General features: G+C 41.1%; 15 protein-coding genes and 1 pseudogene. 6 read left to right on the forward strand and 10 right to left on the reverse strand.

Going from position 1 to position 14,900, the window contains the following annotated elements:
• Positions 1–71: 71 nt before the first annotated feature.
• The 4 genes from nrfE to A3GE_RS0110250 are packed head-to-tail and all read left to right on the forward strand — an operon-like array spanning position 72 to position 4,781.
• A complete protein-coding gene (gene nrfE / locus A3GE_RS0110235) occupies positions 72–1,979 on the forward strand; it encodes a heme lyase NrfEFG subunit NrfE (RefSeq protein ID WP_018357163.1) in 1,908 nt (635 codons plus the stop codon).
• The gene (locus A3GE_RS0110240) at positions 1,979–2,509 is read left to right on the forward strand and encodes a DsbE family thiol:disulfide interchange protein (RefSeq protein WP_018357164.1); all 531 of its coding nucleotides are present in this window, start codon (positions 1,979–1,981) and stop codon (positions 2,507–2,509) included. Before nrfE ends, A3GE_RS0110240 begins: the two co-directional genes overlap by 1 nt.
• Positions 2,506–3,561: a heme lyase NrfEFG subunit NrfF gene (gene nrfF, locus A3GE_RS0110245; RefSeq protein ID WP_018357165.1), complete on the forward strand. Its 1,056-nt coding sequence runs from the start codon at positions 2,506–2,508 to the stop codon at positions 3,559–3,561. Before A3GE_RS0110240 ends, nrfF begins: the two co-directional genes overlap by 4 nt.
• Positions 3,558–4,781: a BaiN/RdsA family NAD(P)/FAD-dependent oxidoreductase gene (locus A3GE_RS0110250; RefSeq protein ID WP_018357166.1), complete on the forward strand. Its 1,224-nt coding sequence runs from the start codon at positions 3,558–3,560 to the stop codon at positions 4,779–4,781. The genes nrfF and A3GE_RS0110250 overlap by 4 nt, the downstream gene beginning before the upstream one ends.
• A gap of 166 nt (positions 4,782–4,947) precedes the next feature.
• On the opposite strand, the gene era is transcribed toward A3GE_RS0110250, so the two are convergent.
• The 5 genes from era to grcA form a co-directional block, all read right to left on the reverse strand.
• Complete coding sequence (era, locus tag A3GE_RS0110255) at positions 4,948–5,856, reverse strand: GTPase Era (RefSeq protein WP_018357167.1); 909 nt, start codon at positions 5,854–5,856, stop codon at positions 4,948–4,950.
• A complete protein-coding gene (rnc, locus tag A3GE_RS0110260) occupies positions 5,853–6,536 on the reverse strand; it encodes a ribonuclease III (RefSeq protein ID WP_018357168.1) in 684 nt (227 codons plus the stop codon). The genes era and rnc overlap by 4 nt, the downstream gene beginning before the upstream one ends.
• A gap of 1 nt (position 6,537) precedes the next feature.
• Entirely contained in the window at positions 6,538–7,587 is a 1,050-nt protein-coding gene (lepB, locus tag A3GE_RS0110265; RefSeq protein ID WP_018357169.1) for a signal peptidase I, read from the reverse strand.
• Positions 7,588–7,595: 8 nt separating this feature from the next.
• On the reverse strand, positions 7,596–9,392 hold the full coding sequence (gene lepA, locus A3GE_RS0110270; protein WP_026215475.1) for a translation elongation factor 4: 1,797 nt from the start codon (positions 9,390–9,392) through the stop codon (positions 7,596–7,598).
• Between the two features lie 161 nt (positions 9,393–9,553).
• Positions 9,554–9,937 carry an autonomous glycyl radical cofactor GrcA gene (gene grcA / locus A3GE_RS0110275; RefSeq protein WP_018357171.1) on the reverse strand — a complete coding sequence of 128 codons (384 nt, stop codon included), beginning with the start codon at positions 9,935–9,937 and terminating at the stop codon, positions 9,554–9,556.
• Between the two features lie 235 nt (positions 9,938–10,172).
• On the opposite strand from grcA, the gene ung reads away from it, so the two are divergent.
• Both ung and A3GE_RS0110285 read left to right on the forward strand, forming a co-directional pair.
• The gene (ung, locus tag A3GE_RS0110280; protein ID WP_018357172.1) at positions 10,173–10,832 is read left to right on the forward strand and encodes a uracil-DNA glycosylase; all 660 of its coding nucleotides are present in this window, start codon (positions 10,173–10,175) and stop codon (positions 10,830–10,832) included.
• Positions 10,833–10,918: 86 nt separating this feature from the next.
• Positions 10,919–11,287 carry an MmcQ/YjbR family DNA-binding protein gene (locus A3GE_RS0110285; RefSeq protein WP_018357173.1) on the forward strand — a complete coding sequence of 123 codons (369 nt, stop codon included), beginning with the start codon at positions 10,919–10,921 and terminating at the stop codon, positions 11,285–11,287.
• 51 nt (positions 11,288–11,338) lie between these two features.
• Here the strand turns inward: A3GE_RS0110285 and tadA are convergent, their stop codons facing one another.
• The 5 genes and pseudogenes from tadA to rppH all read right to left on the reverse strand — a co-directional run.
• Positions 11,339–11,833: a tRNA adenosine(34) deaminase TadA gene (tadA, locus tag A3GE_RS0110290; RefSeq protein ID WP_026215476.1), complete on the reverse strand. Its 495-nt coding sequence runs from the start codon at positions 11,831–11,833 to the stop codon at positions 11,339–11,341.
• A gap of 9 nt (positions 11,834–11,842) precedes the next feature.
• Positions 11,843–12,694, reverse strand: a complete 852-nt coding sequence (locus A3GE_RS0110295; protein ID WP_018357175.1) for a thymidylate synthase — start codon at positions 12,692–12,694, stop codon at positions 11,843–11,845.
• Between the two features lie 9 nt (positions 12,695–12,703).
• Entirely contained in the window at positions 12,704–13,507 is an 804-nt protein-coding gene (gene lgt, locus A3GE_RS0110300) for a prolipoprotein diacylglyceryl transferase (protein ID WP_018357176.1), read from the reverse strand.
• A 9-nt stretch (positions 13,508–13,516) separates the two neighbouring features.
• Positions 13,517–14,314, reverse strand: coding sequence for a sulfite exporter TauE/SafE family protein (locus A3GE_RS0110305; protein ID WP_018357177.1), 798 nt, complete (start codon positions 14,312–14,314; stop codon positions 13,517–13,519).
• A gap of 110 nt (positions 14,315–14,424) precedes the next feature.
• Positions 14,425–14,899 (reverse strand): annotated as a pseudogene (gene rppH / locus A3GE_RS0110310) (RNA pyrophosphohydrolase); the annotation flags it as partial.
• Between the last annotated feature and the right edge of the window lies 1 nt (position 14,900).

Below are 14,900 nucleotides of genomic sequence, written 5' to 3' on the forward strand. Positions count from 1 at the left end.
TAAAGAAAGGCGTATTAATATGCGCCTTTCTTTTTTGAAACCCGATTTTAATCACTAAAAACAAATTTATTATGCTTCCAGAACTTGGTTTCCTTTCCCTTTTAATCGCGACTATCAGTGCATTATTCCTTGCACTGTTTCCACAAATCGGCTTATTCAAAAAAAATTCGACTTTAATCAATTCTGCTTGGTGGTTAAGTTATCTTTTCACTATAACAACCACCTTTTCTCTCGGTATTCTCGCTTATTCCTTTGCAATAGATGATTTCACCCTTGAATATGTGGCAGCCCATTCCAATTCTCAGCTCCCAACATTCTTCAAAGTCGCCGCCACTTGGGGGGGACACGAAGGCTCTATGCTATTCTGGTTATTTTCTTTAAGCTTATGGCTTACTGCTTTTGCTTTTTTTAACCGAAAAAATGACCGCACTTTCTCTACCCAAACCTTATCTTTGCTGGGTTTAATTTGTTTTGGCTTTGCCGTATTTATTTTGTTTTATTCTAATCCTTTCGGACGCACTTTCCCTGCACCAATAGAAGGGCGTGATCTCAACCCAATGTTGCAAGATATTGGATTAATTTTTCATCCACCACTGCTTTATATCGGCTACGTGGGTTTTGCGGTGAATTTTGCCATAAGCCTAAGCGCTCTCATTCATCATCAACCCGTCCAACAAATCGCCTACAAAATGCGAAGTTGGGTATTGTTATCATGGTTATTTTTAACCATCGGTATCGTGCTAGGCGCATGGTGGGCATATTATGAACTGGGCTGGGGCGGCTGGTGGTTTTGGGATCCCGTAGAAAATGCCTCGCTTATGCCGTGGTTACTGGGGCTTGCATTACTGCACAGTTTAGTCATCGCTGAAAAACAAGGCTCATTCCCTTATTGGAAAACATTATTTTCTCTCCTAACGTTTGCCTTCAGTGTCCTCGGCACCTTTATTGTGCGCTCCGGTGCGCTCACCTCCGTTCATGCGTTTGCCGTAGATAATACCCGTGGCTATGCCTTGCTGCTCATCTTCTTTTTGCTCACATTATTTGCTTTTGGATTATTTGCACTACGTTCAAACAATACTCAAGAAAGTGCGGTCAAATTTCAGCTTATTTCAAAAGCCGGTGGTATTTTGTTACTCAATATTTTATTAACCATCGCCACGGTTTCCACCTTTTTAGGCACGTTCTACCCCATGTTATTTCAAGCCATGAATTGGGGATCTATTTCTGTGGGCAGCCCCTATTTCAATAGTATTTTCTTACCTATTTTGACGGTCATATTAATGGCTATGGTCGTTTCTCTCTCATTACGCTGGATAAATTTTGAGCAATCTTTTTTTATACGCCGTTTATTATTAATTATTCCTGCCGGAAGCATTGCCTTATTGATGATTTGGCAACAAATTCATCATAACGAATTACTCCATTTTCATGGGTTCGCTTTTCTTTTATTAACACTTTCTATCTGGCTTTTCCTTTCGACTTTATGGCAAAATTGGCGAAAAATCCCTCTCGCACAACTGGGTATGATTCTTGCCCATTGCGGTGTGGCAATTGCTACCATGGGTGCCGTAATGAGTAGTTATTTTGGCAGTGAAATCGGTGTTCGCCTTGCACCGCAACAAAGCCAAAAACTCGGGCAATACGAATTTCATTACCGTCAATTCTCTAACGAAATCGGGCCAAACTTCACAACAGAAGCGGCATTTTTTGATGTCACGGAAAATGCTGAACCTTACGCCAATATCATACCGGAACGCCGTTATTATGATGTCCGCACCATGACGATGAGCGAAGTCGGTTTAAGTGGAGGATTCTGGGGTGATCTCTATATCGTGATGGGCGATTCTCTCGGAAAAGGGGAATTTACGTTCCGTCTGCATTACAAACCGCTTATTCGTTGGCTTTGGGCTGGGGGAATTTTAATGGCATTAGGTGCGCTTTGTAGCACATTCGCTTTACGCCGAAAACAGGAAAGATAATGAAGAAAAAATTACTCTTTTTTACACCGCTCTTGATGCTTTTAGGTGTATGTATCCTATTAATTGCCGGACTTAATCAAGATCCGAAAAAAATTGCCTCTGCCCTGATTAATAAACCCATACCAGAATTTTATCAGGCAAATTTGCTTGCTCCTTCGAAAGCAATCAGTCCGAAAAATTTCCCGAAACAACCATTTTTATTAAATATTTGGGGCAGTTGGTGTGGCTATTGCAAGGAAGAACATCCGCTTTTGATGGATATTGCCCAAACCATTCCGATCATCGGCATTGATTATCGGGATAACCCACAAAATGGGCGTGAAATGCTCAAAAGAATGGGTAATCCCTTTCTTTTAACTATTGATGACAGCCAAGGTGAACTCGCTATGAAACTCGGCGTAGATGGTGCACCGGAAACCTATTTAGTGGATGCTCACGGCATTATTCGTTATCGCCACTCCGGGCTACTTGATCGAGAAACATGGAAAAATGTCTTTATTCCCAAAATTCAAGAATTAACGAAAAAATGAAAATCTTTTTAACCGCACTTTTATTCGCTTTTAGCTTGTTTTCACAAGCGGAAATGGTGGATACTTACCAATTCAAAAGCTCGGCTGATCGCACCCGCGCCGTAGAACTGGCAAAATCTTTGCGTTGCCCTCAGTGTCAAAATCAAAACTTGGTGGAGTCTAATTCTCCTATTGCCTACGACCTACGCATTGAAGTTTATAATATGGTGAATGAAGGCAAAACCAATCAGCAAATAATTGATACAATGACGGCACGTTTCGGTGATTTTGTGAATTACAAGCCCCCTTTTCAATGGAATACGGCATTGTTATGGCTATTACCCATTGGGTTACTCATTTTAGCCGGCGGGTTAGTTTGGCATTCTCACAAAAAAACACCTCAGCTCAAGGATAAGGTCTCCCTTTCCACATTCAACGATCTTGAGCAAAACGAGCCACGTACACTATTTTCCCAAAATAACAACGGAAAAATCACGCTAAGTATTTTTGCTTTACTCATAGCCATCCCTCTCGGCTATTATTTATCCCTTGATCGTTTTTCGCGCCTACAAGAAGGTGAGCAAGCAATGATTTCTCAGCATAACAAACAAATTGAAATGGCAGACTTTCACAAAAAAGAAGACGTGATTACAAAAATTCAAGATAAATTGCGGGCAGATCCGAATAATACAGAGGTATGGATTCAGTTGGGCGAGACTTATGTGCAAAACAATGAATTTGATTATGCCCTCATCGCCTATACGAACGCAGAAAAATTAGTAGGCAGTAAACCGAATATTTTAGGCTTAAAAGCCACCGCACTTTATTATCAAGCAGGGCAACAACTTATACCTGAAGCACAACGGCTTTTGAACCAAGCCCTCGCACAAGACCCGAAAGAAATTTCGAGTATCTCTTTGCTTGCGACTATTGAGCTTGAACAGCGCAATTACTCACAAGCAAAAGATTATTTACAGCAGTTATTAGATAGCGGCAATGCCGCTGTTGATCGCCGTATGGTGATTCAACGAATGAAAATGTTAGAATTTTTAGACCGAGGACAAACACAGTGAAGCATTATTCCGAAACCCTCATTATCGGTGCGGGTGCCGCCGGCTTATTTTGTGCCGCACAATTAGGAAAATTAGGCAAAGAAGTGACTGTACTGGATAAGGGGAAAAAAATCGGGCGAAAAATCTTAATGTCCGGCGGCGGTTTTTGCAATTTTACCAATCTTGATGTCACCCCCGCCCACTATCTCTCGCAAAATCCTCATTTTGTCAAATCAGCCCTTGCACGTTATACCAATTGGGATTTTATTTCGCTCGTAGCCGAATATGGTATTGCCTATCATGAAAAAGAGCTCGGACAGCTTTTTTGTGATGAAGGGGCGGAAAAAATCGTAGAGATGTTAGCAACCGAGTGTAAAAAATACCAAGTAAAGATACACTTACGCAATGAAATATCGCAAGTGGAACGCATTGAAAATGATGAAAGAGTACACTTTAGCGTAACCGCAAATGCGATGCAATGGCAGTGTAAAAATTTGGTCATTGCCACCGGTGGTCTTTCTATGCCGGGGCTTGGTGCAACGCCTTTCGGTTACCAAATCGCAGAACAATTTGATATTCCGGTCATTCCACCCAGAGCTAGTCTTGTTCCCTTTACTTACCGTGAAACCGATAAGTTTTTGACCGCACTTTCAGGCATTAGCCTACCGGTTACGATCACGGCAAATTGCGGAAAATCCTTTCACAATCAGTTACTTTTCACCCATCGGGGGATCTCAGGTCCTGCCGTATTACAAATCTCTAATTATTGGCAACCTAGTGAAAACGTGGAAATTGATTTGTTACCAACGCATAATTTGGAAGATGAAATCCACCAAATGAAACAAAACTCGCCAAAACTGATGTTAAAAACCGTGCTGACACGTTTACTTCCCAAAAAATTAGTAGAACTTTGGATCGAACAAGGTTTTATTCAAGATGAAGTGATTGCTAACCTCAGTAAAGTGCGGCTAAAAAATCTGTTGGATTTAGTACATCATTGGCAATTTATACCCAATGGAACGGAAGGTTATCGCACAGCAGAAGTTACTATGGGTGGGGTGAATACCCATCATATTTCTTCCAAAACCATGGAAAGCCAACAAATAAAAGGTTTATATTTTATTGGAGAAGTATTAGATGTTGCCGGCTGGCTCGGCGGTTACAATTTCCAATGGGCGTGGAGTTCCGCTTATGCTTGCGCCTTTGGAATAGGGGGAAAAAGAGAATTAAGGAAAATATGAAAATGTAGGGACACAGTGGAGTGTCCATTTATAACATATTGAAATAATTTGATTTTATAACGGACACACGCAGTGTGTCCCTACAAATAACGCCTAAATCATGTTTCAGTCACTGCGACATAACACCGGCTTTTAAATAAAAACTTGCTGAAAACGAACCGCACTTTTATTCATCCATATAGCCCAAACTGCGTAACGCACGCTCATCATCCGCCCAACCAGATTTCACTTTCACCCATAATTCAAGATGAACTTTGTTATCAAATAAGCGTTCCATATCCGCACGGGCTTCCATACCAATGGTTTTGATTTTTTGCCCTTGTGCGCCAATCACCATTTTCTTTTGCCCTTCACGTTCCACCAAAATCAATCCATTAATTTCATAAGTGCCACGTTCATTCACTTTAAATTGTTCAATTTCAACGGTGACTGAATAAGGTAGTTCTTCGCCGGTAAAACGCATCAATTTTTCACGGATTATTTCCGATGCCATAAAACGTTGCGAGCGGTCTGTTACATAATCTTCAGGGAAATGGTGTACCCCTTCGCGTAAAGAGGCGCGTACAATTTTTTCCAGTTCGTGAACATTATTACCACGTTGTGCGGAAATAGGTACGATATGGGCAAAATCAAATTTACTGCTTAATTCAGTGATAAACGGTAATAAATCATCTTTATTTTTGATATTATCCACCTTGTTAATCGCCAATACTACCGGTGCTTTCGCATTGCGAAGTTTGTTTAATACCATTTCATCATCGGCATTCCAATGAGTACCGTCCACCACAAAAATGATGAGATCCACATCACCAATCGCGCTGCTTGCTGCACGGTTCATTAAACGGTTAATCGCACGTTTTTCTTCAATGTGTAACCCCGGAGTATCCACATAAATTTCTTGATAAGCTCCCTCGGTTTTAATCCCCACAATACGGTGACGGGTAGTCTGCGCTTTGCGTGATGTAATTGAGATTTTTTGTCCCAAAATCTTATTTAAGAGCGTTGATTTCCCCACATTCGGGCGACCTACAATGGCAATAAAGCCGCAATAGGTTTTGTCAAATTGTTCTGTCATTTGATGTCCAGTTCTTTTAAAATTTGTTCTGCCGCCGCCTGTTCTGCTTTACGGCGACTTGATCCTTTCCCCACAAAAGTGCGGTCAATTTTATCCACATTTTTCACTTTGCATTCCACAGTGAATGTTTGGCAATGAGGTTCGCCTTGAATATTAACGACTTCATAGCTTGGTAATACCAACCCTTTACTTTGTAAATATTCCTGCAGGCGGGTTTTCGCATCCTTTTGATTATCACCCGGTTTGATTTCTGCTAACAGGGGCTGATACCAAGTTCGAACCACTTGCATTGTGAGAATAATGCCTTGATCCAACGACATTGCGCCAATAATGGCTTCCACACAGTCCGCCAGAATTGATTCACGGCGAAAACCACCGCTCTTTAACTCTCCTGAACCAAGAGACATATATTCACCCAGTTCAAATTGACGCGCTAATACCGCTAATGTTTTTTCTCTCACTAAAGTGGCGCGCATACGACTCAATTCGCCTTCGTTACAATGAGGGAATTGATGATACAAGGCTTCGGCAATCGTGAAATTAAGGATTGAATCGCCCAGAAACTCTAGGCGTTCATTATGTTTTGCGGCAGCACTTCGATGGGTGAGTGCTAATTTTAAGAGCGAAATATCCTTAAATTGATAGCCGATTTTTCGCTCTAATCTCTCTAAATGATTCATCTTACTTAATTGCTGTAAAGAAACGTTCAAAACGCAAGCCTGTCGGCCATTCGTTCGGTTCTTTTTCTAAGCTCATCCAAATATAAGTGGCTTTACCGACAATATTTTTTTCCGGCACAAATCCCCAAAAACGGCTGTCATCACTGTGATCTCTGTTATCACCCATAACAAAATATTGTCCTTCCGGCACGACCCACTCCGCCGTTGGATTGCCTTCTTGTGGGAAAAATTCCGGCCCTGCATAACGGCGATACGGGCTGATTAACACGTTGTGTACTACATCGCCTTTTTCAGTCAATTCTAATTCATTCGGAAATGCCGGATTCGTTGGGTTTTGGCTATATTCAAAGGCTTTGGTTTCACAATTTACATCACAAGGCTTGCCTTCCTTACCGTACACAATTTGCAATGTTTTTTGCTCCATATCGAAAATCACACGATCTCCGCCTTGCCCAACAATACGTTTAATGTAATCCACACCGGACATATTATTTTTTGAGGTTAACGCCAAATTTTCCGCATAGGCTGCTCGGGTCGCGCCTAATCCTGTACGGAGTAAGGCCTGTTCAGGTGCTTTAAATACGATGACATCACCACGTTGCGGTTTTTCACCTTCAATAATCGTATTTTGGAAAATCGGATCTTTGACACCATAAGCATATTTATTCACTACAAGAAAATCACCGACACGCAATGTGGATTCCATTGATCCTGAGGGAATTTGGAAAGGTTCAAACAAAAAAGAACGCACAAAGAAAACCACGGCCAGTACAGGGAATAGAGAAGATAAAAACTCCGAACCTTCCGAAATAGGTTCGATTTTGGCTTTTTCTTCATCAGTGAGAGCTCGACCGGAACGCTGTTCCGCACGGGCGATTTGACGATAGCGTTTAGGCGCAACAACAAAACGGTGATAGCACCATAACACGCCGGAAAGTCCGGTCAAAATCAGCAATAAAATACTAAAGGTATTTGGTAGCTGGAAATAATCCAACACTTTCCAAATACCAAACCCCACCGCTAAAAAAATCACGAAAAATAAATTAGACATACTATTCCTTATTTATCCTTACCTACATGTAAAATCGCAAGAAACGCCTCTTGTGGTACTTCCACATTTCCAAGGGATTTCATCCGTTTTTTACCTTCTTTTTGTTTCTGTAAAAGTTTTTTCTTACGGCTTACATCACCGCCATAACATTTTGCCAAAACGTTTTTACGCAATTGTTTCACCGTTGAACGTGCAATAATGTGATTACCAATCGCCGCTTGAATGGCGATATCAAACTGCTGACGAGGAATCAATTCACGCATTTTTTCCACCAGTTCACGCCCACGACACTGTGCGTTATCTTTATGCACAATTAAGGCTAAGGCATCCACACGTTCACTGTTAATCATAATATCCACACGCACCATATCCGCTGCTTGGAAACGTTTAAAACCGTAATCTAAGGAAGCATAACCACGTGAGGTGGATTTTAAACGGTCGAAGAAATCCAATACTACTTCACCCATTGGAATTTCGTATGTCAGTGCAATTTGGTTTCCGTGATATACCATATTCGTCTGCACTCCACGTTTTTCCACACATAACGTAATGACATTTCCTAGATATTCTTGTGGCACGAGCATATTACATTCCGCAATAGGTTCACGAATTTCAGAAATATTATTAAGTGGCGGTAATTTAGCCGGACTATCCACATAGACTACTCCGCCGTTTGTCATTTCTACTTCATAAATTACTGTCGGTGCTGTCGTGATAAGGTCTAAATCATATTCCCGTTCTAAACGTTCTTGGATAATCTCCATATGGAGCAATCCCAAGAAACCACAGCGGAAACCAAAACCAAGTGCGGTTGAATTTTCCGGTTCATAGAATAACGAGGCATCATTAAGACTTAATTTACCTAAGGCATCACGAAATGCCTCATAATCGTCCGAGCTAACAGGGAACAAACCCGCATAAACTTGTGGTTTCACTTTCTTAAAGCCCGGTAAAACCTCGCTTGCCGGATGGTGTTGATGGGTTAAAGTATCGCCTACCGGTGCACCTAAAATATCTTTAATGGCACAAACCACCCAGCCTACTTCGCCACAGTTTAATACGGTGGTATCTACTTGTTTTGGTGTGAAAATACCAAGTCGATCCACGTTATAAGCCTGTCCTGTGGACATGACTTTAATTTTATCGCCTTTACGTAGCGTACCGTTTTTAATCCGCACAAGGGAAACTACGCCCAGATAATTATCAAACCAAGAATCAATGATTAAGGCTTGTAATGGTGCGTCAGGATCGCCTTCCGGTGCAGGAATTTTCGCCACAATTTCTTCTAATACATCTTCAATACCCTGTCCGGTTTTCGCTGAGCAACGCACCGCCTCCATGGCATCAATGCCCACAATATCTTCAATTTCTTCCGCCACACGTTCAGGATCTGCCGCAGGTAGATCAATTTTGTTTAAAATCGGCACCACCTCGAGATCCATTTCAATTGCCGTGTAACAGTTTGCGAGGGTTTGCGCTTCCACACCTTGACCAGCATCCACCACCAACAACGCCCCTTCACAAGCGGCAAGGGAACGCGATACTTCATAGGAAAAATCCACGTGTCCCGGTGTATCGATAAAGTTTAATTGATAGGTTTCGCCGTCTTTTGCTTTGTAATTTAAGGTGACGCTCTGCGCTTTAATGGTGATACCGCGCTCACGTTCAAGATCCATAGAATCTAGCACCTGTGCTTCCATTTCACGATCGGAAAGACCGCCACAAGTTTGAATCAAACGGTCGGAAAGAGTTGATTTACCATGGTCAATATGGGCAATAATAGAAAAGTTACGAATATTCTTCATAAAGGTTTTGGTTTTCTCAAAAATCATTAAATTTAACTGGCGGATTGTACCTGAAAAGCATAAAAATCGCTAGGAAAGAAAGGAAAGTGCGGTGGATTTTTTCTGAGTTTTAGAAAAACAAAACCCCAAAAAAATCGGGGTTTCTCTCATTCAATCTGAAATTATAAACTTTCAGTGAAAGTGCGGGTGATAACGTCGCGTTGTTGTTCTGGAGTTAGCGAGTTGAAACGCACGGCATAACCTGAAACACGAATGGTTAATTGTGGATATTTATCCGGATTGTTTACCGCATCTTCTAAGGTTTCACGACGTAATACATTCACGTTTAAGTGTTGACCGCCTTCCACTTTTACAGTTGGTGCGACGTTTACCGGTAATTCACGGTATTCGATTTGGCCAAGTTCGCTCACTGCAACAACTTGATCTTCTTCAAAACCACCTTTTGCACATAAGCAACGTGCTTCGTTGGTGTCACTGTCTAATAACCAGAATGAGTTAAGCAAATTGTCATTCGCTGCTTGGGTAATTTGAATACCTTTAATCATAATAGACTCCTAATTAGTATGGGGATAATTATAAAACTGTGCAAATTTTATCAAAAAATTTTAATACATCAAATTCTTTTGATTAAGAATAAGCAGCTTTTCACACATTTTTAATTAAATTAAAAAATTTTCTTGTGATGAAACTTATTTTCAAACTTTAATTAACAAATTAACTCATTCCATAGATTGGAACTTGGTTTATAATACTCCAACCCAATTTGAAGAGGATTTGATGATGAAAACATGGACAGATGTGATCGGCAAAGAAAAAGAGCAGGATTATTTCCAACATACATTAAAACAGGTCCACCTTGCCAGACAAAGTGGAAAAACCATTTATCCTCCGCAAGAAGAGGTTTTTAATGCCTTTAAATACACGGCATTTGAAGATGTCAAAGTGGTGATTTTAGGGCAAGATCCTTATCATGGACCAAACCAAGCGCATGGGCTTGCTTTTTCCGTCAAACCCGAGGTGGCAATTCCCCCTTCTCTCGTTAATATCTATAAAGAATTAAGCCAAGATATTGCCGGTTTTCAAATTCCTTCCCATGGTTATTTGGTGAAATGGTCGGAACAAGGTGTGTTATTACTCAACACCGTATTAACCGTTGAACGGGGGCTTGCCCACTCGCATGCCAATTTAGGTTGGGAAACCTTTACTGACCGTGTCATCGCTGCACTCAATGAACAGCGTGAAAATTTAGTTTTTTTACTTTGGGGAAGCCATGCACAGAAAAAAGGCAGTATGATTGACCGCTCCCACCACTGTGTTTTAACCGCTCCCCATCCTTCTCCTCTTTCGGCACATCGAGGTTTTTTCGGATGCAAGCATTTTTCCAAAACAAATGCTTATCTTAAAGAAAATGGAATGAAAGAAATTGACTGGCAAGTTTAAAGTGCGGTCAGTTTTGAGAGTGTTTTTGTGTATTATCTCATAGAGATATTCAGTGGTTAGCTAAGTTAATTCAAATAAAGGAAAAGATGAATCAGCGTGAATTTTTACTCACTCATGCAGCGAATCAATACGGCATATCACCTGAATATTTGTGGGAAAAACTCCCAAGTTATGCCGTTCTTCGCCATAATAATGTAAGAGCAAAATGGTTTGCCTTAATTGCCAATGTTCCTAAAATAAAACTGGGTTTAAAGGGAGAAGGAAATGTAGAAATTGCCAATTTTAAGTGTATCCCTGAATTAGTCGGTGTGTTACGCCAAGATAAAAATATTCTACCTGCTTACCATATGAACAAGGAACATTGGATTACTGTTGTACTGGATAACGGCATCCCTGATGATGAGTTATGTCAGTTTCAGTTAATGGAAGAAAGTTATAGATTAACGGAAAGATAACTGCACAATGACTCACACCCGTATTCAAGAAATATTTAATCGGTAAATCAACTACAATATTGCACTTATCTTTTCTAGCCTCTTTTCGGCCCGTCTTTTACGAAAAAAAGCACTCAACTTTTCACCGCACTCTTGTGTCAATACGCCGCCGGTGATTTCAACCGTATGATTCATTTGATAATCATCAAAAAAGTGAAAACGGGAACCCACTGCACCGGTTTTATAATCAGATGCGCCAAACACCAAACGCTGAATTCGGCTGTGTAAAATCGCACCGGCACACATAGTACAGGGTTCGAGTGTGACATAAAGGGTGGTATTCAGTAGGCGATAATTTTGTACCTTTTTTGCCGCATTACGTAATGCCACAATTTCGGCGTGAGCGGTCGGGTCGTTTTCAGTAATGGAAAAATTCCAACCTTCCCCCAGTATATTCCCCTCGCTATCGACCAAAACAGCGCCTACGGGAATTTCGCCTAAGGATTCGGCTTTATCCGCCAAGCTCAAAGCATGACGCATAAATTTCTCATCAAAATCCGACCGCACTTTTCCGCCTTACACTGAGAAAGGATATTTAATCGGCTCGTGGGATTGATAGCCAATCACCTTGAAATCATCCATGGTGACCCAAGTTTCTAAATCTTCGAGGGTTTTAATATCAGGATTAACTTCCAATTTCGGCAGTGGGAAAGGCTCACGCTTTAATTGCACATCACGCATTAATTCCAGTTGATCTTCATAAATATGCGCATTAATAATTTTGTGGAAGGCTTTACCCGCTTTCTTTCCGGTAATTTGTGCCATTAACGCAAGAAAAGTAAAAACTTGAATTTGATTAAAATTTAATCCTAAAGGAACATCGCAAGAACGTTGGTAACTGGTCAGATGCAGAGTATCGCCCACAAGGGAGAAGGTATGCGTGTGCATACAAGGACGCAAACAACCAAGATCAATTTCCCCCGGGTTGAAAAATGTCATAATTTCACCACGATCATCAATACCTTGAGTGAGATTGTTCACAATTTTACGAAGTTGATCCACCGTTTCGCCATTCGGTTTACGCCAGGCTCTACCCTGAACGCCATAAACCCGTCCCATATCGTCCGTACCTTTACGGTGAGGATTGGCAAGCCATGCGGCATTTTCATTGGCATTGGCATCCCAGGTTTTGGTGCCGAGTTTACGAAAATCCGCCGCATTATCATAACCACGAATATAGCCTAAAAACTCTGCAATAGCGGCTTTCCAATAGCTTTTTCTTGTGGTGATAAGTGGAAATCGGTTATTTGCCACATCATATTCCAAATCGGCATTAATCACCGTTAAACAACGTTTGCCTGTGCGCTCATTGGCAATCCACTCCCCTTCATCAATAATGCGGCGACAAAGATCGAGATATTGTTTCATAAAAACTCCTTAATTTTTTACCGCACTTTTGCGTGTGTAAGCCCACCACATAATTAATGCGCCACCGATAATCATCGGTAAACACAAGGCTTGACCACGAGTCATAATGCCAAGGAACGATTCCACTTCCGGCTCTCGCACATATTCCACAATAAATCGGAACAGCCCATAGCCTACTAAGAATAAACCGGCAACAGAGCCCATCGGGCGTGGCTTTTTGATAAAGAGATTGAGCAACACAAAGAGAACAAATCCTTCTAAAAAGGCTTCATAAAGTTGAGACGGATGACGAGGCAATAAAAGGGGATCATTTGGGAAAATCATAGCCCAAGGCACATCAGTTTCACGTCCCCAGAGTTCAAGATTAATAAAATTACCAATACGCCCTAATCCTAAACCAAAAGGAATTAAAGGTGCGACAAAATCTGCCGTTTGCCAGAAATGACGTTTTTGCGAATAGGATGTCCAAATCATCGCAACAATCACCCCGATTAATCCGCCATGGAAGGACATTCCCCCTTCCCATACTCGGAACAAATAAATCGGATCTTGTAAGAAATGATCAAGATTATAGAAGAACACATCACCGATACGCCCCCCAAGAAATACCCCCATAAAACCATTGAAAAGTAAGGTATCCACTTGTTCTACGGTCCAACCGCTATTGAGTTGATTGGCTCGCCGTACGGCAAGCCAACGGGCAAATACAAAGCCAAGTAAATACATTAAACCGTACCAACGCAAGCCGATATTGCTGTCACCGAAAGTAAAAATGGTCGGTTCAAAATGAGGAAGAAGTAGATATTGATTCATAATTTTCCTTTATTTCAAAAACATATCAATGGCAATCACAATTAACAATAATGCAAAGCCTTTTTTCAACGTTGGCACCGGTAATTTAGCAGTTGCCGTTGCACCTAATTTAGAGGTAAAAAAAGAGGTGGCGGTAATGCCGAATACTGCCGGTAAATAGATATAACCTAAAGAATAATCCGGCATAGCAGGATTATCCCAACCACTTACCATAAAACTCAACATACCGGATAGACCAAGTAACATACCGCAAAAGGCGGAAGAACCAATCGCTTTTTTCATATCAATGCCGCGAGAATTTAAAAACGGCACAATAAAACCACCACCGCCAATGCCTGCCGCACTAGATGCCATACCAATTAAAATACCGCCAATAATAGAAGATTTTGCAGTCAGTGTTTTTGCCGATTCCATTGCTTTCGGTTTGATGGAAATCACCATTTTTACGGCTAAATAAACCACAAGACAGGCAAATAGCTTTGCCGTAATATCACGATCTAACTTGCCAATAAATAAACCGGAAATAAACACCGTAATCATAATCACGGGCGCTAAGATTTTCACCGCATCCCACACAATATTGCCTAATTTATGATGACGTTGTGCCGAAGAAAATCCCGTAATCACAATGGTAGCAAAAGAAGTGCCAAGTGCGGTTGACATCAGTAACGGCTCTGGAACGCCCATCATTGGCAACAAATAAACCAATACTGGTACAATTACCAATCCACCACCAATACCAAATAAGCCGGCAAGAAACCCGACGATTCCGCCCACTAACAGGCAAATTGCAATAAAAGTCAGCACAGCCTAACCTCTTTTATTAAACGAACGTTTAGAATATTTTGAATAATGGGATTTACGCGCAGGTGGGAATTTTTGTTCTCGTTCTACTTGATCTACTGATTTATCTTTCTCATTGGAAAATAAAAAAGTAGCAAATTCTTTCATCGCTCGACGATATACATCTTTCTTAAACGATACAACTTGACGTACGGGATACCAAAAACTCACCCAACGCCAACCATCAAACTCTGGTGATTTGGTTGTTTGCATATTAATATTTTTTTCATCCGAAACCAGTTGCAATAAGAACCAACGTTGTTTTTGCCCAATACACATCGGCTTACTGTCATAACGCAGTAAACGCTTTGGTAATTTATAACGCAGCCAATGTTTTGACACAGATAAAATACGTACATCTTTCGGCTGCAATCCCACTTCTTCATATAATTCGCGATACATCGCTTGCTCGGCACTTTCATTATCGTTAATGCCACCTTGTGGGAACTGCCAAGAATTCTGCCCATAGCGTTTCGCCCAAAGCACCTGTCCTTTTCGATTGCAAATCACAATCCCCACATTTGGACGGTAGCCATCAAAATCGATCACT

The organism is Rodentibacter pneumotropicus DSM 21403 (genome assembly GCF_000379905.1).
Taxonomy (GTDB): domain Bacteria; phylum Pseudomonadota; class Gammaproteobacteria; order Enterobacterales; family Pasteurellaceae; genus Rodentibacter; species Rodentibacter pneumotropicus.

Excerpts from the sequence above, each read along its gene's own strand:
- nrfE (WP_018357163.1), top strand. The coding sequence starts at position 72 with ATGCTTCCAGAACTTGGTTTCCTTTCCCTTTTAATCGCGACTATCAGT.
- A3GE_RS0110240 (WP_018357164.1), top strand. The coding sequence starts at position 1,979 with ATGAAGAAAAAATTACTCTTTTTTACACCGCTCTTGATGCTTTTAGGT.
- nrfF (WP_018357165.1), top strand. The coding sequence starts at position 2,506 with ATGAAAATCTTTTTAACCGCACTTTTATTCGCTTTTAGCTTGTTTTCA.
- era (WP_018357167.1), bottom strand. The coding sequence starts at position 5,856 with ATGACAGAACAATTTGACAAAACCTATTGCGGCTTTATTGCCATTGTA.
- rnc (WP_018357168.1), bottom strand. The coding sequence starts at position 6,536 with ATGAATCATTTAGAGAGATTAGAGCGAAAAATCGGCTATCAATTTAAG.
- lepB (WP_018357169.1), bottom strand. The coding sequence starts at position 7,587 with ATGTCTAATTTATTTTTCGTGATTTTTTTAGCGGTGGGGTTTGGTATT.
- lepA (WP_026215475.1), bottom strand. The coding sequence starts at position 9,392 with ATGAAGAATATTCGTAACTTTTCTATTATTGCCCATATTGACCATGGT.
- grcA (WP_018357171.1), bottom strand. The coding sequence starts at position 9,937 with ATGATTAAAGGTATTCAAATTACCCAAGCAGCGAATGACAATTTGCTT.
- ung (WP_018357172.1), top strand. The coding sequence starts at position 10,173 with ATGAAAACATGGACAGATGTGATCGGCAAAGAAAAAGAGCAGGATTAT.
- A3GE_RS0110285 (WP_018357173.1), top strand. The coding sequence starts at position 10,919 with ATGAATCAGCGTGAATTTTTACTCACTCATGCAGCGAATCAATACGGC.
- A3GE_RS0110295 (WP_018357175.1), bottom strand. The coding sequence starts at position 12,694 with ATGAAACAATATCTCGATCTTTGTCGCCGCATTATTGATGAAGGGGAG.
- lgt (WP_018357176.1), bottom strand. The coding sequence starts at position 13,507 with ATGAATCAATATCTACTTCTTCCTCATTTTGAACCGACCATTTTTACT.